The organism is Stutzerimonas stutzeri (genome assembly GCF_024448715.1).
In the GTDB taxonomy this organism is placed as follows: domain Bacteria; phylum Pseudomonadota; class Gammaproteobacteria; order Pseudomonadales; family Pseudomonadaceae; genus Stutzerimonas; species Stutzerimonas stutzeri_AR.
This window is the reverse complement of sequence record NZ_JAMOHZ010000003.1, coordinates 447,381-469,173: the sequence shown is the minus strand read 5'-3', so window position 1 is coordinate 469,173 and position 21,793 is coordinate 447,381. Positions and strand designations below refer to the sequence as shown.

Below are 21,793 nucleotides of genomic sequence, written 5' to 3'. Positions count from 1 at the left end.
CGTCTGCTTGGCACGCTGAGCGAAGCGCCTCCAGCTAAGCTTAAGCCTGTGATTTCTCTTGAAAGCCAGGCCGGAAAAGATGGGCGCAGTATGGCGGACCGATACATCCCGGGTAGGTGGCAGCAAACGAGCGCCATCCATCAAAAAACCCGGTAAGAAGCCCTCGCACGGCAGCCGCTTGGCACGTCGTATGAGCATGGTGCTGGGCGTTTCGTTGCTTGCGGGCGGTGGCTATGCCGCTTGGCATGAGATGCATACATCAAAGTTGCAGGCGCTCTGGCTGAGCCGTTACGCGGAAAATCTCGATTATCAGGTCGCGCCGGGTGCCAGTGCCAATATCCTGTTTCCCGAGGCCGGGCCTTTCGACCGTCGTCTGGGCTACGCCGACCTGCCGACCTTTTTGCAGCGACTGACCGAGCGTGGCTTCGACATTGAGCAGCAAGTGCGTTTTTCGCCAGCGTTGCAGCGGTACGCCAGTCGTGGCTTTTTTGTGCCTTATCCGGAGAAATCCCAGGCCGGGCTGACGATCGAAGACTGCCGCGGCGAGCCGCTGTACGCCAACAGTTACCCGCATCAGTACTACGAAACGTTCAATGATGTACCGCCTGTCATCGCGATGAGTCTGCTGTTCATCGAGGATCGCGGCCTGCTTAATGCCGAGCGCCCCCGTGCCAACCCTGCGGTGGACTGGCCGCGTTTCACCATGGCCGCGGTGAGCCAGGTCGAGAAGAAGCTCGGCCTGCCGGTCCAGGCGGCTGGGGGCAGTACGCTCGCCACGCAAGTGGAAAAGTACCGGCACTCTCCTGAAGGCCGGACCGGTAGCGCCGAGGAAAAAATCCGGCAGATGGTTTCGGCGAGCGTGCGTACCTATCGCGAAGGCCCGCAGACGATGGATACCCGCAAGCGCATCGTCCGCGATTATCTCAACAGCGTTCCGCTGTCCGCTGCCTACGGCCACGGCGAGGTACATGGCATCGCCGATGGCTTGCGCCTCTGGTTCGGTGCCGACTTCGCCGAGGTCAACCGTCTGCTCGATTCGCGCCGCAATGCCGGCACCAGTCTGGAGGCTCAGGGTCTGGCGCTTCGTCAGGTGTTGTCGCTACTGATCGCGCAGCGCCGCCCGTCCTATTACCTGGGTGCGGGTCGTGATGACATGGCTGAACTCACCGACAGCCACATTCGCTTGCTGGCCAACGGCGGTGTGATCGGCACCCGGTTGCGCAACGCGGCGCTGCAGCAAAAGGTCAGCTTCCGCGATCTGCGCCTTGAACCGGGCATCCGCGAAGTGCCATCCAGCAAGGGCATCACTGCCGCGCGTATGCGCCTGAGCAGTCTGCTCGGCGTGTCGCTGTACGAACTGGATCGCCTAGATTTGGCCGCGACCACGCCGCTGCATGGCGAATTGCAGAAGCAGGTCAGCGAATATCTCCAGCGTCTGGCAGAGCCGGAGTTCGCCGGTGAGGTCGGGCTGTTCGGCGAGCGCATGTTGTCACCGGAGCGCACCGCTGACGTCCGCTACAGCTTCACGCTGTTCGAGCGCGGCGAGCAGGGTTTCCGCGTGCGGGTACAGACCGACAACACCAACCAGCCATTCGACATCAACGAGGGCAGCAAGCTGGAGCTGGGCTCCACGGCGAAGCTGCGCGTGCTGACCACCTATCTCGAGGTCATCGCCGAGCTGCACGACCGCTACGCGCGGAGCGAGGTCAGTGAATTGCGCAAGGCCGAGGCGGTCGATCCACTGACGCGCTGGGCTCTGGGTTATCTGATCCAGAACGAGGACCGCAATCTGCCGGCGATGCTCGATGCGGCGTTGGAACGGCGCTATTCCGCCAGCCCGACCGAGCGCTTCTTCACTGGAGCCGGAATGCACCGTTTCGGCAACTTCCGCCACCAGGATGACGGCCGTTTGCCGACCATGCGCGAGGCTCTGCAGGAATCGATCAACCTGCCATTTGTGCGGCTGATGCGCGACTTGGTGAGCTACAGCACTTACCAGACGTCCAACGGCGCTGAGTTGTTGAAAAGCGATGACAATCCCGAGCGGCGCGAATACCTGAGGCGTTTCGCCGATCGCGAGGGCTCGGTATTCCTTCAGCGGTTCTGGAAAAAATACCGAGGCAAGACCGCCGACGAGCGCATCGAAGTGCTACTCGACGGCATGCGTCCAACGCCGCCCCGGCTCGCTGCCGTGCATCGCTATCTGATGCCGGAGGCGGATCGCGCCGCCTTCGACCGATTCCTCAAGAAAGGCTTGCCTGACGCCAAGCTCACCGACAAGGCGCTCGATTCTCTGTACACCCGCTACGGCCTCGGCACTTACAGCCTGCCGGATCAGGGCTATATCGCGCGCGTGCATCCGCTGGACTTGTGGCTGCTGGGTTATCTGATCAAGAACCCCGACGCGGGTATTTCCGAGGTGATTACCGCCAGCACCGCCGAACGTCAGGAAGTCTATGGCTGGCTGTTCCGCAGCCGACACAAGAGCGCCCGTGACAGCCGCATTCGCATCATGCTGGAAGTGGAGGCATTTACCGATATCCATCGCCGCTGGCAGCGTCTGGGTTATCCCTTCGATCATTTGGTGCCGTCGCTGGCAACCGCACTGGGCAGCTCCGGTGATCGTCCCGCCGCGCTGGCGGAGTTGATGGGCATCATCGTCAACGATGGCGTACGGCTGCCCAGCGTGCGGATCGACAGTCTGCATTTCGCCAGCGACACGCCGTACGAGACCCGTTTGGGGATCAAGCCGGATGCAGGCGTTCGGGTGCTGCATAGCGAAGTCGCGGCGGCCTTGCGTGAAGCGTTGGCCACTGTGGTCGAGGGGGGAACTGCGCGACGTCTGCGAGACACCTTTCTGCAAGCGGATGGTGAGTCACTGCGGGTCGGCGGCAAGACCGGAACGGGGGATAACCGTATCCAGACCGTTGGCGCGGGTGGCCGCTTGATCAGCTCGCTAGCGATCAACCGGACCGCAACCTTCGTCTTCTATCTCGGACCGAACCACTTCGGCACCCTGACCGCTTATGTTCCGGGGCGCGGCGCAGACAGCTTCCGCTTTACCTCGGCGCTACCGGTGCAGGTGTTAAAGGGCATGGCGCCGATTCTTCAGCCCTATCTACAGGTTGGCGCGCAGACGCAATGTCAGCCGCCGGCAGAGCCGATCAAGCCCACGCTCACTGCGAGTATGGCGTCGAGTTCCTGACCCAGCCGGCGACCTCTGCATCGTCGGCCGCCTGTCACTCAGGAAGATTGCCGGGCGCCCCCCGCTCGGCGAGACTGGCTCGATCAGCGCGCCCGACGGCGGGCGCGCGCCGGGATGAGGGCCGAGCATGAAACTGCCGATCTACCAAGTCGACGCATTTACCGATGAGCTGTTCAAGGGCAACTCCGCTGCGGTGGTGCCGCTGGAGCGATGGCTGAGCGATGCGCAGATGCAGTCGATCGCTATCGAGAACAACCTGTCGGAAACGGCCTTTCTGGTCCGCGAACCGGACGGTGCCTATCACATCCGCTGGTTCTCGCCCTTGACCGAAATTGACTTCTGCGGTCACGCAACCCTGGCCAGCGCCTTCGTGCTGCTCAGTCAGGGAATGGCGACGGCGCCGCTGACCTTTCGGGCCGCCGCGGTGGGGGACGTCAGCGTTGTGCAACAGGACAACGGCCTGCTGGAAATGAACTTCCCCAATCGTGAGCCGGAGCGCGTGGAGAACCCTCCGGCGGAGCTGCTCAACGGCCTTAAAGTCGTTCCCCTAGCAGTTCTGAAGAACCGTCAGGCCTGGTTCGCCGTATACGAGGACGAGGATCAAGTACGCGACCTGACGCCGGATCTGCCTGCTTTCAAAACGCTCGCGCCTCTGGATGTGGTGATCACCGCGCCGGGGCGTGAGCAGGACTTCGTCTCACGTTACTTTTGGCCCGCCAATGGTGGAGATGAAGACCCGGTCACCGGCTCGATTCATGCTGGCCTCGCACCGTACTGGGCCGGACGTCTTGGCAAATCGTCGCTGGTCGCGCTGCAGGCCTCGCGTCGCAGCGGGCTGCTGTATTGCCGGGTGGAAGGGGAGCGAGTCTTCGTTGCCGGGCGGGCGGTGCAGTACTTGCAGGGAACGATTGAGGTCTAAGCCGTCGTTCGTGAGGCGCCAACCTAGAACGACTTGATCATTCGTCCAAGCAACTCCATCGCCTTCTCGCTGCGCGCATCCCAGGGGTAGCCATAGTTCAACCGCGCGCAATTTTGGAACCGTTGTGTGGCCGAAAAAATCGGACCTGGGGCGAGGCTGATGCCTTGGGCGAGAGCAAGCTGCAGCAGCTGCAGGGAGTCGACCTGCTCCGGAAACTCGAACCACAGGAAGTATCCCCCGCTGGGGCGTGTGACCCGCGTAGTCGCCGGGAAATGCCGAGCGGCGGAGGCGAGCATGGCGCCTTGTTGCATTTCCAGCGCGTGTCGCAGCTTGCGCAGGTGACGGTCGTAGCCGCCGTGCTGCAGGTAATCGGCGATGGCTGCCTGGGCCGGGACCGAAGGTGAAATGGTGGTCATCAACTTGAGTCGGCTGATCTGCTCGGCGTAACGACCGCCGGCGACCCAGCCGATGCGATAGCCCGGCGCAAGGCTTTTGGAGAATGAGCCGCAGTGCATGACCAAACCGTCGCGGTCATGGCTTTTGACGGGCTTGGGCGGTTCCTGGGTGAAATAGAGCTCGGCGTAGACGTCGTCTTCGATCAGCGGCACCTGGTGCTGTCGCAGCAGCTCGTAAAGCTGCAACTTCTTCGGCTCGCCCATGCTCGCGCCCAGCGGATTCTGCAGGCTGCTCATGAACCAGCACGCTTTGATCGGAAGCTTGGTAAGGCCGTCAGCGAGTGTTTCCAGGTCGATGCCCTCGCGCGGATGCACCGGAATTTCCACCGCTTTGAGCTTGAGCCGCTCCAGTACCTGCAGCGTGGCGTAGAAGGCGGGCGCTTCGATGGCGACCAGATCGCCGGGCTCGGTCACGACCTGCAGACACAGATTCAGCGCCTCCATGGCGCCGGTCGTGATCACCAGTTCGTCCATCGGCAGCATCACGCCGCTGACCATGTAGCGCAGGGCGAGCTGCCGGCGCAGGTCCGGATTGCCGGCCGTCATCTCGGCGACTACCGCGCTGGCCGGCATGTCGCGTACGCACTGTGCCATGGAGCGCGCCAGGCGTTGTAGGGGAAAGAGCTCCGGGCTGGGAAAGGCCGAGCCGAAGGGCACGGTGTCAGGGTCACGTAGCGAGGCGAGCACCGAGAACACCAGCTCGCTGACGCCGACCTCGGTGGTTTCGGCCAGCCGTGGGCCGATCTCGGGTTCGTGCAGCGGCCGCTTGGCGTGTTCGCGAACGAAGTAGCCAGAACGTGCCCGCGCCTGAATCAGGCCACGATCTTCAAGGAGGTAGTAAGCCTGGAACACCGTCGACGGGCTGATTCCATAGGTGCGGCTGGCATGGCGCACCGACGGCACTCTTTCCCCCGGCCCCAGTACGCCGGTGCGGATCAGTTCGGCTATCTCGTCAGCGAATTTTTCGTAGCGCTTCATGCGTCTGGCTCAGCGGCGGCAATGCTAAGTGACGATACTGCACGAAGCGCGGACGGTGCGTCTCGGGTTAAGCGGATCATGACGCGCTCACGGATTGGCCGGCGCGACGAAGGTGCTGTGAGTACTGACGGCGCTGTGCGGATCGTCGAGATCATGAACCTCGAACTGCAGTCTGCGGCTCAGCGCCCGGCTATGGCTGGCATCGGTGAGTGCCACGCTGACCGGCAGATCGGCGATCTCGCCGGGAGCCAGGCTTATTTCGCGTCGACCGTGCAGCTCGAATGGACCCTCGCCGAGCGATATCGCGTACTGCCGGTGCTGTTGGGTCTTGTTGATGACCTTGAGGCTGTACATGTTTTCGATCTGCCCCTGCACGTTTTCGCGATACAGGGTGCGGTCCTTGGTGACATCCAGCGACAGCATCGGTCGAGCATCCAGCTCCCAGACGAAGGCGCCGATCATCAGCAGCAGTGCCGCTGCGTAGCCGATTAGGCGCGGTCGAAACAACCTCGTCCTGCAACCTTGCAGCGCTCGCTCGGATGTATAGCGAACCAATCCGCGTGCGTAGCCCATTTTGTCCATCACGCTGTCGCAAGCGTCTATGCATGCACCGCAGCTGATGCAGTCGAGTTGCAGGCCGTCGCGGATGTCGATGCCGGTTGGGCAGACCTGCACGCACAGCGTGCAGTCGATGCAATCGCCAAGGCCCTGCGCGCTCGGATCGCTGCCCTTGCGGCGTGCACCGCGATTTTCGCCTCGCCCGGCGTCGTAGGAAACTACCAGGGTGTCGGCGTCGAACATTACGCTCTGAAAGCGCGAGTAAGGGCACATGTGCAGGCAGACCTGTTCCCGTAGCCATCCTGCATTGATGTAGGTGGCAGCGGTGAAGAAGAACAGCCAGAAGCCGGCGGTCGGGCCCACATCCAGCGTGAGCAGGTCGCGCACTAGCTCACGTACCGGGGTGAAGTAGCCGACAAAGGCGAGTGCCGTGGCGAGACTCACCGCCAGCCAGAGCACGTGCTTGGCCGTGCGGCGTAACAGTTTCGCGGCTGTCCAGGGCGCAGCGTCGAGCTTGATTCGTTGGCCGCGGTCACCCTCGGTGACCTTCTCCGCCCACATGAAAATCCAGGTCCAGGTGCTTTGTGGGCAGGCGGAGCCGCACCATACGCGGCCGGCCAGCACGGTGACGAAGAACAGGCCGAAGGCCGCGATGATCAGTAATGCCGACAGCAGGATGAAGTCCTGCGGCCAGAAGGTGGCACCGAAGATATGGAACTGCTGTTTGCCCAAGTCCCAGAGCACCGCTTGCCGACCTTCCCAGTTCAGCCACTGGGTGCCGAAATAGAGCAGGAACAAAAGGCCGCCACCCAGCAGGCGCAGAGTGCGGAACAGGCCAGTGAAACTGCGGGTATGAATCGGTCCGCCAGTCTGGGCAGGTGTTAGGCGTATGGGTTTGTTCGGATCAACGCTGTCGATGATCGTGGCGGGAATTCGTTCGGTCATTGTGTCGCCCCATCAGGCATTCAGACGGGGCGGATAATCAGTCCACGATGATATGCATAACAGGCTCAGGTAAAAGCCAAAAATACGGATCAGATAGATTGTGGATGACAATGCGAATGTCTGTTGGCGGAGCGGCCCGCCCGCCGTCTGGGCTCGCGGCCAGGTTCGCTTTCCAATCTGGCAAAGGGCACGGGCAGACCTGCGGCGCTACGCCACAGGCAAATTGGAAAGATCACAGATCTGTGATCCGCTTTTTTCGTGGCTATCTGCACCTGTTTCGCTGCCGCTGCGCCGGGTGATAGTCCTACGCTTGCATCGGTCGCGGGCGCGTGCTGCCATCCGTCGTCTGGCTTTGGCCAATCTGCGTTCTGTTCTGCTGTCGATTAAGGAAACATCATGATTCTCAAAGGCCTGACCTGGCTGGTAGTGCTGCAATTGCTTGGCAGCGTCATCAATCTCTCGCTGCTCCCTGCGTTACCCGGTCCGATCATCGGCATGGTGCTGCTGTTCGGCCTGCTGTTGCTGCGCCGTGGCATTCCTGAGCCACTTGAGAAGACCGCAGCGCTGCTGCTGCAATACCTGCCGCTGTTGCTGATCGTACCGGCGGCGGGAATCATGACCAGCAGCGATGCCTTGCTGGCTGACTTGCTCGCCATTGCGGCCGGCCTGGTGTTGTCGCTTATGGTGACCGTGCCGTTCTGCGGCTGGCTGATGCAACTCCTCATCCGGCGGATGGATCGGCGGCAGGAGGAGCAGGCATGAGTCGTCTGGAATGGAGCCAGGTCTGGGCGATGACGTTGGATCACCCGCTGTTTTCCGTGGCGTTGACGCTAATCGCCTTTCAACTGGCGCTGGCGCTGTACCGGCGCAGCGGCTGGCTGGTGCTGCAGCCGGTGATGATAGGAATGCTGTTGGTTGTCGGAACGCTCTACCTATGCGGAATCGATTATGCGAGCTACCGCGAGGGTGCTTCGATGATCGCCGTGCTGGTCGGCCCCGCGACGGTGGCGTTGGCGGTGCCGCTGTATCGCCATCTCAGGCGCATCCAGCAATTGTTCTGGCCAATCCTCATTACGCTGGTTAGCGGCGGCGTGCTTGGCGTTTTCCTGACACTGGTAATAGCCCGCGCGCTGGGTGCGGACTTGTCGGTATTGATGAGTCTGTCACCCAAGGCCGCAACCATGCCAATCGCCATGCTGGTGGCCGAGCAAATTGGCGGTCTCGCTTCGCTGGCAGCGGTTTTCGTCATGCTTACAGGCGTTATCGGTACTGCGCTGGGACCATGGCTGATGGGCTGGGCCGGTGTGAAACATCCGGCGGCGCGCGGCCTGAGCTACGGCATCAACGCCCACGCCATCGGCACGGCGCGCGCGCTGGAAGAGGGCGATGAATGTGGCGCCTTCGCCGCGCTGGGAATGAGTCTGCTGGGGATTCTCATCGCTTTGTTTCTGCCGCTGGGTTTTGGGTGATTTGCGGCGCTAGGTCGATGATGATCTGGATTAATCACGCTCAGATGTAGTGGTCGGAAGAAAAACAGCCCAAAAATGGCGAAAGCGGCCCGGTTAGAGATTTTTGAATAACTTATTCGACTACTTTCGGGCTGGTACATTGGATGCTGTTCATCTTTTTCTCTGACACTGCAACTGAACATTCTTGAGTAAACTCGCCGGGTGTACTGTTGGAATAATAATTAAATTTAAAGTCAAGGGCGTCGTTGCCGAAGTGAAGGTTTTCGAAGCTCGAGTATGTGTAGCCCTCAGTTAGCGACAAGCCGTTCATTTCACATATGTCCAATTTTTCGACAATATTCCAATCGCCTTGCGGTTTGATTAACTCGAGTCGCAGGCATGGGAAAGGCGATTCGGAATTAAATCTTGTATATCGGAACAAAAGACCATTGATCCGTTTGGTGTTCATTTCCATCGCGTAAGCAGGAATATTGTCTGCCGCAAACGTGCCAGTCGTAGAAAATAAAATAGTAGTGAGCGCTATAAAGGGCTTGTATGTTTTCATTATTCATCCAAAAAATTTGATCTTTTGATGAAACGATCGTTGGGAAGGTTAGTCGGCCAAATCGCTCGATTTTTGATGGCTCTAGTGAAACTTAGTAAGTCGTTATTGGCTACATGCTGTTGAATTTCTGATCGTATGGAGGGCGTATAATCACCGCGGTATCGCAGGTCCACTAATACGTCTTTGATTTTTGGATGAAGCGCTTCCCAATCCGTGCCCCCGAAGGCCTCGATTACATCTCGTTTGTTGCAAATTCTTTTGACGTCCTTCTCCATGGACTCGTATACGAAAAGGAAAAGCACATGCTGCTGTTTCCTTGAAATTTTCTGGCTTCTGATTTCTGCGCTTGCGTTACGTAAGTAATCTCTAGCAAGTTCTTTCTTCAGGCCCTTTCCGCTGTCCAGCCAGGATAGAAGAGGTTCTGATACTCCTGCTGTTTGTAGATCACTCCTAACGTTATGCTGATGCCCAACATCATAACCTCTGCCAATGGTGACTCCAGAGGCCCCTACAGGTGGCCAATGGGCGACCCTACTAAAATACATCGAGCTATCGTCATCATTCCCTTCGACATCAAAAGTTAATTGTCCACGTGGCACGTTTAGCCATTTGATATCGTCTTCGTCATCCGCCGTTCCGACGCATGCAAGTAACCCAATTGGCTGAAAATGCCAAGCCACCCCATCCGCCGCTATCCCATACTTCCCGGCCACATCCTTCCACCACGCTAGTTTCTCTATCCGCTTTTTCTCTTCAACCCAATCCAAGTTCGGGACGGTTGGGCTGTGGTCCATCAGCTCATCCAACTCATCCCATTTACCCGGATTCCAGAACCATTCGCTTTCGTGGCGGGTAATCAGCTGGGCGATGGACTGGGCGTGCCAGGGTTTACTTATGGCGGTGCGGATTTCTTCTAGGGTGATTTTCCGGTCGCCGTTTCCGTCAAGGATGGCGTGCAAGCGCTGCTTGATCGGGCCTTTGTCGGACAAGTCGATCATGCTTTGATAATTGGCCCGCTCATCATCAGTCAAACGGCGGAGGGCTTCGAGGTGATAGGCCAAAGCCCCGGCTGAGCGTTCGCTATTTTCGATGAAGTCGTAGCCCTCCCATTCCCAAGGGCTGTGGCGAGTGGTGATCATCTCCTGTTCAGCCAGCCAGCCGCTGATCGGTTTGCCGTCCTGGTCAGCCAGCAGATTATCGAGCCGCCACCAGCGGATCTCTGGGGTACCCGACATGGCCCCGGTGCTGGGCGGCACGACAAGCTTGGCGTCGGCGGGCAGGCTGTCGAGCAGGCTTTGCGGGAGGATCAGGTCAACGCCGATTGTGACGCCCTCATCGCTGATATTAGGTGGGTTGTTGGCGCTAATACCTGCGCGGTGCGGGATAAGTTTGCTGGCGCCCTTATGAATTTTCAGAAGGGTTTTTTGTTCGTCCGGCAGGCGAGCGGCGTGTGCTCGGCTCGACGCGATGAATGCGGGTACGTCCTCACAGCTGAACACCTCCAGGTGCAGCAGCGCCTGAGGCATGCCCTCGCTTTGATTCTGATATTGGCCAAGGTGGCCGATAAGGGCGCCGGCCTTGATCGATATCGGAGTGTCCAATACCACCACCTTGTCCTTGGTCTGGGGTTCGTATTGCGCTTTGAGAAATTTGTTCGCGAGGTAACCCGGCAGGTTTTCCTCGCCGCCGGTAGGCTCCAGCGCTGGTACCGCCGAGCCGCTGACGATGCTCAGCAGTTTGCAGAAATCGCCATCGTTGGCACCGATCTTGACCCGTGCTCCGTTGGCTAAAGCGGCCAGAATGGGCGCGTTCTGGCTGGCCTCGGCGCGCACATTGAGGCTCGAGCCCTGGGTTTCGACCCGATATGTCCCGTCAGCCCAGAATTCCGGACGTGGCAGGGTTGTTCGGTGTTGGTAACCGGCCCATTCCTGCAAATGCATATACAGGCTGTAGAAGGTCAGCGCTGGCGCGATGGACGTAGACGTTTTGCCTAGCGGTGGTAGCGCCAAGCGATGCCTCACCAAGACGAACCCCGTGGAGAAAGGCGCCCGTTTGATCAGCGGGATGTCGCCTGTGTATTCGCTGATCGGATATTGCTCGTCGATACGGTAAGCGATTACTTCACCATCGGCGATGCAACGAACACTGGACTGATCGAAGACCGTGTCGGTGCCTTTGTCAAAATGCACTCCGCCATGCCACAGGCCGTTCGCCCCCATTGGATAATGTCCGCCGTTGGCTTTGGCCAGGCTGGTCAAGTTTGCGAGCGGACTGGCGGCATTGCCGGCAAAGGGATAACTCCAGTTTATAACGCTGTCAGGCATCGCCACGATCCTTGTTCTGCATGGGGCGGACATCATTGTCCGCGCTTGTTTTTCCGTCCGATTAACCGGCTAAGCTCAGCTCTCACTTGGCCGCGCAAACCATGCGACAAAGCAGTCCTGTGATGCAATTGAACAGCGCAGTTTTATGGCCTGATTCGCAGCAATAGCCCCGACTGCGCAATGAGTTGCGCAGTCGGGCTGCTAATTTCGTGTGTTTAATTGATGGTCATGCCGCCGGTATCCGAGGCAGCACGGGTTTGGCTACAGCATCCAGTGAAAAGGACGCTGTACGAGACGATGTATCTCATCTTCCACCTCCCGCTGGCTTGTCTGATGGCTGTTGTTGCGCTCGGACAATCTGCGCCTAGGATTAACAGCCACCACCAGGAGTGATCCCATGTTCGAGCAGTTTCAGCGAGACGAGTGTGAAGTCAACGGCGTGCGAATTGCTTATCGCAAAGCGGGTTCCGGGCCGCCCTTGCTACTGCTTCACGGCTACCCGCAGACCCATGTCATCTGGCATAGAGTTGCCGATCAGCTGGCTGAACGTTTCACCGTCGTGGCGGCTGACTTGCGCGGCTACGGCGATAGCAGCAAGCCGGAGGGCGGCAGAGATCACATCGCCTATAGCAAACGGGAAATGGCGCGCGATCAAGTCGAGTTGATGCGGGCGCTTGGCTTCGGGCGCTTCGACATCATCGCCCATGACCGAGGCGCGCGAGTCAGCCATCGGTTGGCGATGGACTTTCCGGCAGCTGTGCGCTGCCTCGTCTTGCTCGACATCGCGCCAACCCTGGCCATGTACAGCCAGACCGATGAAACCTTCGCTCGCGCCTATTGGCACTGGTTTTTCCTGATTCGCCCGGCGCCGCTCCCGGAAACCCTGCTCGAAGCTGACCCGGAGCTGATCCTGCGCACTGCCGTCGCCACCCGCGCCGACCACGTGCATCCCTTCAGCGATGCCGCCTATGCCGAGTATCTGCGCTGCATGAAGCTGCCCGGCACTATCCATGCGTTTTGCGAGGACTATCGCGCAAGTGCCGGTATCGATCTTCAGCACGACCGCGAAGACCGCGCCGCTGGCCGGCGCATCGAAGCGCCATTGCTGGTGCTCTGGGGCGCCAAAGGCGTCATCGAACGTTGCTTCGATCCACTGAAGGAGTGGCGCGAGGTAGCGACGAACGTACAGGGCAAAGCGCTGCCGGCTGGTCATTACATACCGGAAGAGGTGCCCGATCTGTTGCTGGAGGAGGCGCTGGGATTTCTGGCGTAACCGAAAAACGACAACAACGTTGATTTATCGAATTTTCAGATCTATTTATGCTGGAAAATCCACCCATGGGTCGAGCATTTCAATAGAAGATGACCTCAATCATCGCCCGATAGCGCTTTAACCCCTCGCCGGGCTGATATCACTCAGAGGCTATCGAACGATTGTTGAGTCCTACCGAATACACAACCCAGAAAGAGGAAACAGAGATGGCGAAGATTCTCGTGCTGTACCACTCGATGTACGGTCACATCGAAACCATGGCCAACGCGGTAGCCGAAGGCGCGCGCCGCGTTCAGGGCGCCGAAGTGACCCTCAAGCGCGTGCCGGAAACCATGCCGGCGGAAGCTTTCAAGAACGCAGGCGGAAAGGTCGATCAGGCCGCGCCGGTGGCCAGCCCGGCCGAGCTCGCCGATTACGATGCGATCATTTTTGGTACGCCGACACGCTTCGGCAACATGTCCGGGCAGATGCGCAACTTCCTCGATCAGACCGGCGGCCTCTGGGCCAAGGGCGCGCTGCACGGCAAGGTTGCCAGCGTGTTCACCTCCACCGGAACCGGCGGTGGGCAGGAAATGACCATCACCTCCACCTGGACGACTCTGGCGCACCACGGAATGATCATTGTGCCGACCGGCTATGGGATCGGTGAGTTCTTCGATATCTCCGAAACCAACGGCGGTACGCCTTATGGCGCATCGACCATCGCGGGTGGCGATGGCTCGCGTCAACCATCGAACAAGGAGCTGACCATTGCTCGCTATCAGGGTGAGCTGGTGGCTCAGGTCACGACAAAGTTGAAAAACTAAAGCTGTCGACGCGGTGTTGGGCGGTTCAGGCCGTCTACACCGCGTGCTTATCCTGATCAGTCGCGACTCACCGCTCGTTTAGCAACAAGCCATACATCAGTTCATCAACGCAGCTCTCATCGGAGGCACGCTTGTAGGCGGCCCGTTGAGTACCTTCGTGGATAAACCCGAAGCGTTCGTAGAAGGCGATCGCACGCGGATTATCTGCCTCCACCGTCAACTCGACTCGGGTGATACCGGCGTTGCGCAGCCGGGAGAGGGCATCGCCCATCATCGTTCTGGCTATCCCGCTGCCTTTCACCTGCGGCGCTACCGCCAGGGTTCCCAGATAGGCAACATGCGCGGCGCGTCCCAAATGCCGTTGCGCCTTGTAAAAGCCCTGTACGCAGCCCCCGACTTCGTACACGTAGAAGCAGCCGCTCTCGAACAATGGATCGAACACCTTGCCGAAGCCCTCCCGCGGCATCGGGTCGAAGCCGAGAAAGGGCACTACTTCTTCGTGCATGTAGATGTCGTAGACGCGGTCCAAGTCGGCTGGGGTCGCGAGTCGGCGCATGTGTCTCTCCGTAATGTCCTGTGCGCATTGGCTGCAAATGGAGTTCTGATGCTCATCGTCAGGTACCGGTTGGGCGATTGCGGTGATAATGCCGCGACAGTCATTCTGCTCATCGCCAACCAGGGATTAACTAATGGTGATATTCGAGATCAACAAGCAGCTTAGCCCCGAAACCTACCGTCAACAGACTCGCCGCAGCACGCTGATCGTCGCCGTGACCTTCGCGGTACTGGCCATGGGGCTGGCCGCCCTGGCGGTCGCAGTGTTCGGCGAGGCGGGCGGGGATAACCTCCTTTGGAATGCTGCGGGCGTCGCTGCCGGACTGCTGCTGACCATTGCGCTTGTGCGTTCGGTGTACTGGAAGCAGCCTTGGATGAGTTGTGCGGCCTATGGCTGGCGCCTCAAGCGCAGCCTGATGCGTGTGACCAACGTCATGCATCACGTCACTGCCGGTGTGTCCGTTGGCGATTTGGATGCGATGAAATTGTTGCGTTTCTACCATTTAGGTTTGACGCAAATGCATCAGTTGGACGGCAACAGCGCGGCCCTGAGCGAGGCAACTCGCGAGATCGATCGACACCGGGAAGCGTTGGATGCGCGTGGAATTGAAACCGATCAGAACCGGCTGGACTCCGACTGGCTCGAATCGGTAAAGCGCTTCGCTGCAACGACCTAAGCACGCTATCTGTGCTCCGCTTTCGCATACGCGCCGCAGTATCCGCTCGGGCCGCAAAGTGCTGGCCTCTGGCTTGTAACAGGCTGCGGCATTCATACTCGGCAAGTGGCTAGCCGACAACGCCGCTGGCCACGCGGAATGCCAAAACGCCCCGTAAGCCAGGAATCTCTAATGAAAAGGCTTTATCTGTTCGGCTTAATCGCCGGCCTTTCGCTTCATGCTGCCGCCGCTAAGACCGGACCTGATTTGCTGGATGACAAACCAGCCTTCATTGCCAGCTTGATAGAACAAATGACGCTCGAAGAAAAGATCGGACAATTGCGTTTGATCAGCATCGGCGCGGACATGCCACGACCACGCATTCTTAAGGAACTGGCTGCGGGACATATTGGCGGAACCTTCAACACCGTCACCCGGCAAGACAATCGGCCAATGCAAGATGCCGCGCTGCAGAGCCGGCTGAAGATCCCGATCTTCTTCGCTTACGACGTTGTGCATGGGCACCGAACAATCTTCCCCATCGGTCTGGGGTTGGCGTCGAGCTGGGACTTGGACGTAATTGCCAAGAGCGGGCGCGTGTCGGCCATCGAAGCCAGCGCCGACGGGCTGGATATGACGTTCGCCCCCATGGTCGATATTTCCCGCGATCCTCGCTGGGGCCGCACCTCCGAAGGTTACGGCGAAGATCCTTATTTAGTTTCGGAAATTGCCCGCACCATGGTTAAGGCCTATCAGGGCGAATCGCCTGCGGCCTCCGACAGCGTGACCGCCAGCGTCAAACATTTCGCCCTTTATGGCGCGGTTGAAGGCGGGCGTGACTACAACGTGGTGGATATGAGCCCGATGCGCATGCACCAGGACTTTTTGCCGCCTTATCGCGCCGCCATCGACGCGGGGGCGGGCGGGGTGATGGTCGCGCTGAATTCCATCAACGGCGTGCCGGCGAGCGCCAATACATGGCTGCTACAGGATCTGCTAAGGCGAGACTGGGGCTTTGACGGCGTCACCGTCAGCGACCACGGCGCCATCAGCGAACTGATGCGCCACGGTGTGGCACGCGACGGGCGTGAGGCCGCTCGACTGGCGATCAAGGCTGGCATCGACATGAGCATGGCCGATTCGCTGTATCGCCAGGAGTTGCCAGCGTTGGTCGAGGCGGGCGATGTCGAAATCGGGGAAATCGACTCGGCTGTGCGCGAGGTGCTGGGCGCTAAGTACGACATGGGCCTGTTCCATGACCCCTACCGGAGAATTGGCGTAGCCCGGGATGACCCAAAAGACACTAACGCCGAAAGCCGTCTGCACCGCGAGGCCGCGAGAGACGTTGCTCGCCAGTCGATCGTGCTGTTGGAGAACCACGACCAAACGCTGCCGTTGAAGAAGGGAGGCACCATCGCCTTGGTCGGCCCGCTGGCGGATTCGTACGTGGACATGATGGGCAGCTGGTCGGCGGCGGGCGTCGCTAAACAGTCGGTGACGTTGCGCCAAGGGATGCTCGACGCGCTGGGCGACGAGGCTGTCCTGCTCCATGCGCGCGGGGCCAACATCACCGACGACCAGCATATGGTCGAGTACTTGAACTTCCTCAACTGGGACGATCCCGAGGTGGTGCAGGACCCTCGCCCAGCGGACGAGATGATTGCCGAAGCGGTAGCCGCCGCCGAGCAGGCCGATGTGATCGTCGCCGCGGTGGGTGAATCGCGTGGCATGTCCCACGAGGCATCGAGCCGCACCAGTCTGCAAATCCCGCCGAGCCAGCAGGCGTTGCTAAAGGCATTGAAAAAAACCGGCAAGCCTCTGGTGCTGGTGCTGATGAACGGCCGGCCGCTGGAGCTCAACTGGGCAAAGGCGAACGCCGAAGCAATCGTGGAAACCTGGTTCAGTGGCACCGAAGGCGGTCATGCCATCGCCGACGTGCTGTTCGGCGATTACAACCCGTCCGGCAAGCTGCCGATTTCGTTCCCGCGTTCGGTGGGGCAGATTCCCACCTACTACAACCACCTGCGCGTCGGTCGGCCTTATGTCGAGGGCAAGCCTGGCAACTACACCTCACAGTATTTCGAAGAGCCCAACGGCCCGCTGTACCCCTTCGGTTATGGCTTGAGTTACACCGGTTTCGAACTGTCCAAGGTGCGTTTGTCGAGCCCGACCCTGCCACGCGAAGGCACGCTTGAGGCAAGCGTGACGGTAAAGAATACCGGCCAGCGCGATGGTGCCACTGTCGTGCAGCTGTACATTCAGGATCTGGTGGCCTCGGTAATCCGCCCGGTAAAGGAGCTCAAGGCCTTTCGCAAGGTCGTCCTCAAAGCGGGCGAGGAGCGAGAGATTCGTTTCAGCCTCGACGAAGACGACCTGAAGTTCGTCAATGCCCAGCTGCAACGGGTGGCCGAATCGGGTGAGTTCGAGGTGCAGATCGGGTTGGATTCGCAGCACGTGAAGCAGCAGCGTTTCGTGCTGGAGTGATTGCGATGGTTGCGATGGTTGCGCCAATCCGATATCAGCCCGCCCGGGGCGGGCTGCAGGAAAAAATCGTCCCAGAGGTAGCTATCCGGCCAATTGCCGGCATGGGATGATCTCGCCGCTTCGATTACTAACCACGGGCCGGGGAATCATTTTCCGCTGCGGCAGACCAACGAAAGCAAACCGGCCGGATAACGGCCGGAGGAAATCGTGTAGCTCAGGAGGCGATGTGTCACGTTTTTTTAATTTCATAACAGCCGCTCGCAAAGGTGGGGTACTGGGCGTGGCGCTGAGCTTGTCCATGGCTCTGGTGACGGGTAATAGCTGGGCTTTCGGTATCGAAGACGTTGCCGTAAAAGCCGAGAAATTGGCTGCAGAACGCTACGTAGCACCACAGAGCAATCTGCCGGCGGTATTCCGCAGCATGGCGTTCGGTGACTATCAGCAACTGCGCTTTCGTGGCGACAAGGCACTGTGGCACGAGGCGGAGACGCCGTTCGAGTTGCAGTTCTACCATCAGGGCATGCACTTCGACGTGCCGGTAAAAATTAACGAGATCACCGCGGCGGGCGTCGAAGAGATTCGCTACGACCCGGAAATGTTCGATTTCGGCAAGGTGCAGATCGAGCCCGCGGCGCTGGAAAATCTCGGCTTCGCCGGTTTCAAGGTGCTGTATCCGCTGAACAAGCCGGACAAGGCGGACGAGTTGATGACGCTGCTCGGCGCCAGCTATTTCCGCGTGGTTGGAAAAGGCCAGGTCTATGGCTTGTCGGCGCGTGGCCTGGCGATCGATACCGCGCTGCCCGGTGGGGAGGAGTTTCCGCGCTTCCGCGAGTTTTGGGTGGAGCGTCCGCAGGCCGACCGTCGCAATCTGGTGATCTACGCGCTGCTGGATTCACCTCGCGCAACTGGCGCCTACCGCATGGTGGTGACGCCCGGTAAGGACAGCACTGTCGACGTGCAGGCGCGGGTCTACTTGCGCCAACCGGTCGAAAAGCTCGGCATCGGTGCCTTGACCAGCATGTATCTGTTCGGCGCCAACCAGCCCAGCAGCCAGCTCAACTATCGACCGCAGCTTCACGACTCCGAAGGGCTGGCGATTCATACGGGCGACAACGAATGGATCTGGCGACCGCTGAACAATCCCAAGCGTCTATCGATCAGTAGCTATAGCGTCGAAAATCCTCGTGGCTTCGGCCTGCTCCAGCGCACTCGGGATTTTGGCCGTTACGAGGATCTGGACGATCGCTACGATCTGCGCCCAAGCGGATGGGTCGAGCCGCGTGGCGATTGGGGCAAGGGGCGAGTGGAGTTGATTGAGATTCCCACACCCGATGAAACCAACGACAACATCGTTGCTTTCTGGGTCCCCGAAGAGCCGCCGCAGCCGGGCACGCCGCTGGATTTCGGTTATACCCTGCACTTCACCATGGACGAGCCGGCGCTCCATGACCCGGCGCTAGCCTGGGTCATGCAGACGCGCCTTTCCGCTGGTGACGTCAAGCAATCTAACTTGATCCGTCAGCCCGACGGCAGCACCGCGCTAATCGTCGATTTCGTCGGTCCAAACCTGGCCAAGCTGCCGGCGGATGCGCTGGTGAGCACCCAGGTCAGTGTCGGCGATAACGCCGAGCTGGTGGAAAACAACCTGCGGCACAACCCCGTGACCAAGGGTTGGCGCTTGACCTTGCGGCTGAAGGTGCGCGACCCAGCCCGGCCGGTAGAGCTGCGGGCAGCCCTGGTGGAAGGCGAGAAGACACTTTCCGAAACCTGGAGCTACCAGATTCCGTCCCATGAATAACCCAGTGGAGCCACCGATTACGGGACGTTATATCGACCAACTGCCTCTCAGTGCCGAACAGCGCGAAGCCCTGGCTCGCGAGACGGAGCGAGAAGGCGGCGAGCTGGACGATCTGCATCGCGTCCTGGCCCGTACCGCACCGACCGTTGGCGTTAGTGAGCCGAGCGCAGGCGGTTTGCTGGGCTCGGTCGCCGCGCGGCTGAAGCTCGGCTGGGGCGAAACCCTGGAGCGTGGTCGGGCGCTGGCGCGCGATGACCAAGGCCGCGTCTGTATTCAGTCAACGCCGCCGATCGTGCGCACCCGGATGGTGCCGGAGCCCTGGCATACCAACGTGCTGCGCCTGAGCTGGTGGCGCCTGCTGCGTAAGAAGAACCGCGCGGTCGACATACCGCCAGCGCCGGAAATCAACCGTTCCGGATGGCGTCAGGTTGCCGGGGTTCGTCGCAGCATCCTGCTGTTGCTGATGCTGGTGCAGACTGTCATCGCAACCTGGCATATGAAATCCGTGCTGCCTTATCAGGGCTGGGCACTGGTGAATCTGCAGGAGGTGTTTCAGCAGCCGCTGCAGCAGTCGGCGAGTCAGATTCTTCCGTATGTGGTGCAGACGAGCATCCTGCTGCTCTTCGCATTGCTGTTCTGCTGGGTGTCGGTAGGGTTCTGGACCGCGTTGATGGGTTTTTTCCAGCTACTCAAGGGTCGTGATCGCTACAACATTTCAGCCACCACCCTCGGTGACGAGCCGATTCCGGACGATGCACGCACGGCCCTGGTGATGCCCATCGCCAACGAGGATGTACCGAGAGTATTTGCTGGACTGCGCGCCACCTACGAGTCGCTCAAGGCGACAGGGCAGATCAAGCATTTCGACATTTTCGTTCTCAGCGACAGCAACGATCCGGACACCTGCGTTGCCGAGCAGAAGGCGTGGCTGGAGTTGTGTCGCGAGGTCGACGGCTTCGGCCACATCTTCTACCGCCGCCGTCGGCGCAGGGTGAAGCGCAAGAGCGGCAACATCGATGACTTTTGTCGCCGCTGGGGTAGCAGCTATCGCTACATGGTGGTGCTCGATGCAGACAGCGTAATGAGCGGCGAATGCCTGACGAGCCTGGTGCGGCTGATGGAAGCCAATCCTGGTGCCGGCATCATCCAGACCGCACCGAAGGCGTCGGGCATGGATACGCTTTATGCACGGATGCAGCAATTCGCTACGCGGGTTTACGGACCGTTGTTCACCGCCGGCCTCAATTTCTGGCAGCTGGGCGAATCCCATTACTGGGGGCATAACGCGATCATCCGGGTCAAGCCCTTCATCGAGCATTGCGCCTTGGCGCCGCTACCCGGCAAAGGGTCGTTCGCCGGCGATATCCTTTCTCATGACTTCGTCGAAGCCGCGCTGATGCGGCGGGCTGGTTGGGGCGTGTGGATCGCCTATGACCTGCCGGGTAGTTACGAAGAGTTGCCGCCGAACCTGCTCGACGAGCTCAAGCGCGACCGCCGCTGGTGCCACGGCAACCTGATGAATTTCCGACTGTTCCTGGTCAAGGGCATGCACACCGTGCATCGGTTCGTGTTCCTTACCGGCGTCATGTCGTATCTATCGGCACCGCTCTGGTTTGTTTTCCTGGCTTTGTCGACCGGGCTACTGGCGATTCACACGCTGATGGTGCCGGAATACTTCCTGCAGCCGAACCAGCTGTATCCGCTATGGCCGCAATGGCATCCGCGTGAAGCCATCGCGCTGTTCTCGGCGACGCTGACGTTGCTGTTCCTGCCCAAACTTCTCAGCGTACTGCTGATCTGGATCCAAGGCGCGCACGAGTACGGTGGACGTATTCGCTTGTTGTTGTCGATGCTGCTGGAAACGCTGTTCTCGATGCTGGCAGCGCCGGTACGCATGCTGTTTCATACGGTATTCGTCACAGCCGCGTTTCTCGGCTGGTCCGTGCAGTGGAACTCGCCCCAGCGCGCCGACAACGCCACGCCATGGGGCGAAGCGCTACGTCGCCACGGCTCGCAGATGCTGCTGGGCGTGCTCTGGACGGCGCTGGTGGCTTGGCTCGATCCGGCATTTCTGTGGTGGCTGGCACCCATTGTGGTGTCGCTGATCCTCTCGGCGCCGGTCTCGGTGATCACCAGTCGCACCGGGCTCGGCCTGGCTGCCTTCCGGTGCAAGTTGTTCCTGATTCCCGAGGAGTTCAACCCGCCGCAGGAGCTGGCTTCGACCGATCGCTATACTCGGCAGAACCAGGAAAATGCGCTGCACGATGGCTTTATCGCTGCGACGGTGGATCCGATCTACAACGCGCTGGTGTGCGGCATGGCGCGGGCGCGGCATGCCAAGGTAGTGAAAGGCGCCGAGGTGCTGCGCGAGCAGCGCATGCTGCAGATCCTCGATGCCGGACCCAACGGCACCGCCGAAGCGGCACGCTGGCGTCTGCTCAACGACCCGGACGGCATGGCGCATCTGCATCAGCGCGTCTGGCAGGACCAGCGTTACCAGACGTGGCGCGATGCCTATCGTCCACTTGGCGTAAGCGAGGTGACGCAAGCGTCGCCAGTCGAGAGCCTGCAGAGTTAGCGCTCTTGAGGCAACGCGGTAATCGCGGGCTCCTCGTAAAAGCGAGCTAGCTCGCGACGCGTTCCATAGGCTGCGCCGGGCCATAATCGGGCCGGCGCTCCAGTGCATCGACATTCGCGACCGAGGTCGCTCCTACATGCTCAGTGTTTACATCCTCGGGGCCGGTGGCCCACCGCCTCAGACCTGCCGATAGACGCGAACAAGTCCGTAGGAGCGAGCTTGCTCGCGAAGCCGTTCCAAACCCCG

The 21,793-nt window shown here is 60.1% G+C and carries 15 protein-coding genes; 10 read left to right on the top strand and 5 right to left on the bottom strand.

All coding sequences use genetic code 11. The features are described from left to right. Positions 1 to 79: 79 nt before the first annotated feature. Positions 80 to 3,205, top strand: coding sequence for a transglycosylase domain-containing protein (locus NAV33_RS09010; RefSeq protein ID WP_423836658.1), 3,126 nt, complete (start codon positions 80 to 82; stop codon positions 3,203 to 3,205). A 139-nt stretch (positions 3,206 to 3,344) separates the two neighbouring features. After that, the gene (locus tag NAV33_RS09005; RefSeq protein ID WP_336605367.1) at positions 3,345 to 4,124 is read left to right on the top strand and encodes a PhzF family phenazine biosynthesis protein; all 780 of its coding nucleotides are present in this window, start codon (positions 3,345 to 3,347) and stop codon (positions 4,122 to 4,124) included. 23 nt (positions 4,125 to 4,147) lie between these two features. Here the strand turns inward: NAV33_RS09005 and mapR are convergent, their stop codons facing one another. Together mapR and ccoG are read right to left on the bottom strand one after the other, a co-directional pair. Then, positions 4,148 to 5,557 carry a GntR family transcriptional regulator MpaR gene (gene mapR / locus NAV33_RS09000; RefSeq protein ID WP_255979070.1) on the bottom strand — a complete coding sequence of 470 codons (1,410 nt, stop codon included), beginning with the start codon at positions 5,555 to 5,557 and terminating at the stop codon, positions 4,148 to 4,150. An 87-nt stretch (positions 5,558 to 5,644) separates the two neighbouring features. Beyond that, the gene (gene ccoG / locus NAV33_RS08995) at positions 5,645 to 7,060 is read right to left on the bottom strand and encodes a cytochrome c oxidase accessory protein CcoG (RefSeq protein ID WP_255979068.1); all 1,416 of its coding nucleotides are present in this window, start codon (positions 7,058 to 7,060) and stop codon (positions 5,645 to 5,647) included. Positions 7,061 to 7,456: 396 nt separating this feature from the next. Between ccoG and NAV33_RS08990 the strand changes: the two genes are divergently transcribed. Then, positions 7,457 to 7,822 (top strand): CidA/LrgA family protein, encoded by a 366-nt coding sequence (locus NAV33_RS08990; protein ID WP_255979066.1) that lies wholly within the window; start codon positions 7,457 to 7,459, stop codon positions 7,820 to 7,822. Next, positions 7,819 to 8,529, top strand: coding sequence for an LrgB family protein (locus NAV33_RS08985; protein ID WP_255979064.1), 711 nt, complete (start codon positions 7,819 to 7,821; stop codon positions 8,527 to 8,529). The genes NAV33_RS08990 and NAV33_RS08985 overlap by 4 nt, the downstream gene beginning before the upstream one ends. Positions 8,530 to 8,641: 112 nt before the next feature. On the opposite strand, the gene NAV33_RS08980 is transcribed toward NAV33_RS08985, so the two are convergent. Together NAV33_RS08980 and NAV33_RS08975 are read right to left on the bottom strand one after the other, a co-directional pair. Then, positions 8,642 to 9,073 carry a hypothetical protein gene (locus NAV33_RS08980; RefSeq protein WP_255979062.1) on the bottom strand — a complete coding sequence of 144 codons (432 nt, stop codon included), beginning with the start codon at positions 9,071 to 9,073 and terminating at the stop codon, positions 8,642 to 8,644. Beyond that, on the bottom strand, positions 9,073 to 11,397 hold the full coding sequence (locus tag NAV33_RS08975) for a pesticin C-terminus-like muramidase (protein ID WP_255979060.1): 2,325 nt from the start codon (positions 11,395 to 11,397) through the stop codon (positions 9,073 to 9,075). The genes NAV33_RS08980 and NAV33_RS08975 overlap by 1 nt, the downstream gene beginning before the upstream one ends. A gap of 397 nt (positions 11,398 to 11,794) precedes the next feature. Between NAV33_RS08975 and NAV33_RS08970 the strand changes: the two genes are divergently transcribed. Next, entirely contained in the window at positions 11,795 to 12,670 is an 876-nt protein-coding gene (locus NAV33_RS08970; protein WP_255979058.1) for an alpha/beta fold hydrolase, read from the top strand. 206 nt (positions 12,671 to 12,876) lie between these two features. Further along, a complete protein-coding gene (gene wrbA / locus NAV33_RS08965; protein WP_255979056.1) occupies positions 12,877 to 13,476 on the top strand; it encodes an NAD(P)H:quinone oxidoreductase in 600 nt (199 codons plus the stop codon). Between the two features lie 67 nt (positions 13,477 to 13,543). Here wrbA and NAV33_RS08960 read toward each other — a convergent pair whose 3' ends face one another. Beyond that, a complete protein-coding gene (locus NAV33_RS08960; RefSeq protein WP_255979054.1) occupies positions 13,544 to 14,032 on the bottom strand; it encodes a GNAT family N-acetyltransferase in 489 nt (162 codons plus the stop codon). A 133-nt stretch (positions 14,033 to 14,165) separates the two neighbouring features. Here NAV33_RS08960 and NAV33_RS08955 point away from each other — a divergent pair, with 133 nt between their 5' ends. The 4 genes from NAV33_RS08955 to mdoH all read left to right on the top strand — a co-directional run bounded on the left by NAV33_RS08955 (position 14,166) and on the right by mdoH (position 21,547). Beyond that, the gene (locus tag NAV33_RS08955) at positions 14,166 to 14,708 is read left to right on the top strand and encodes a DUF3087 domain-containing protein (RefSeq protein ID WP_255979052.1); all 543 of its coding nucleotides are present in this window, start codon (positions 14,166 to 14,168) and stop codon (positions 14,706 to 14,708) included. Between the two features lie 171 nt (positions 14,709 to 14,879). After that, on the top strand, positions 14,880 to 17,171 hold the full coding sequence (gene bglX, locus NAV33_RS08950; RefSeq protein WP_255979050.1) for a beta-glucosidase BglX: 2,292 nt from the start codon (positions 14,880 to 14,882) through the stop codon (positions 17,169 to 17,171). Between the two features lie 298 nt (positions 17,172 to 17,469). Then, positions 17,470 to 18,969 (top strand): glucan biosynthesis protein G, encoded by a 1,500-nt coding sequence (locus NAV33_RS08945; RefSeq protein WP_255979331.1) that lies wholly within the window; start codon positions 17,470 to 17,472, stop codon positions 18,967 to 18,969. Then, entirely contained in the window at positions 18,962 to 21,547 is a 2,586-nt protein-coding gene (gene mdoH, locus NAV33_RS08940; RefSeq protein ID WP_255979048.1) for a glucans biosynthesis glucosyltransferase MdoH, read from the top strand. Before NAV33_RS08945 ends, mdoH begins: the two co-directional genes overlap by 8 nt. Positions 21,548 to 21,793: the final 246 nt, after the last annotated feature.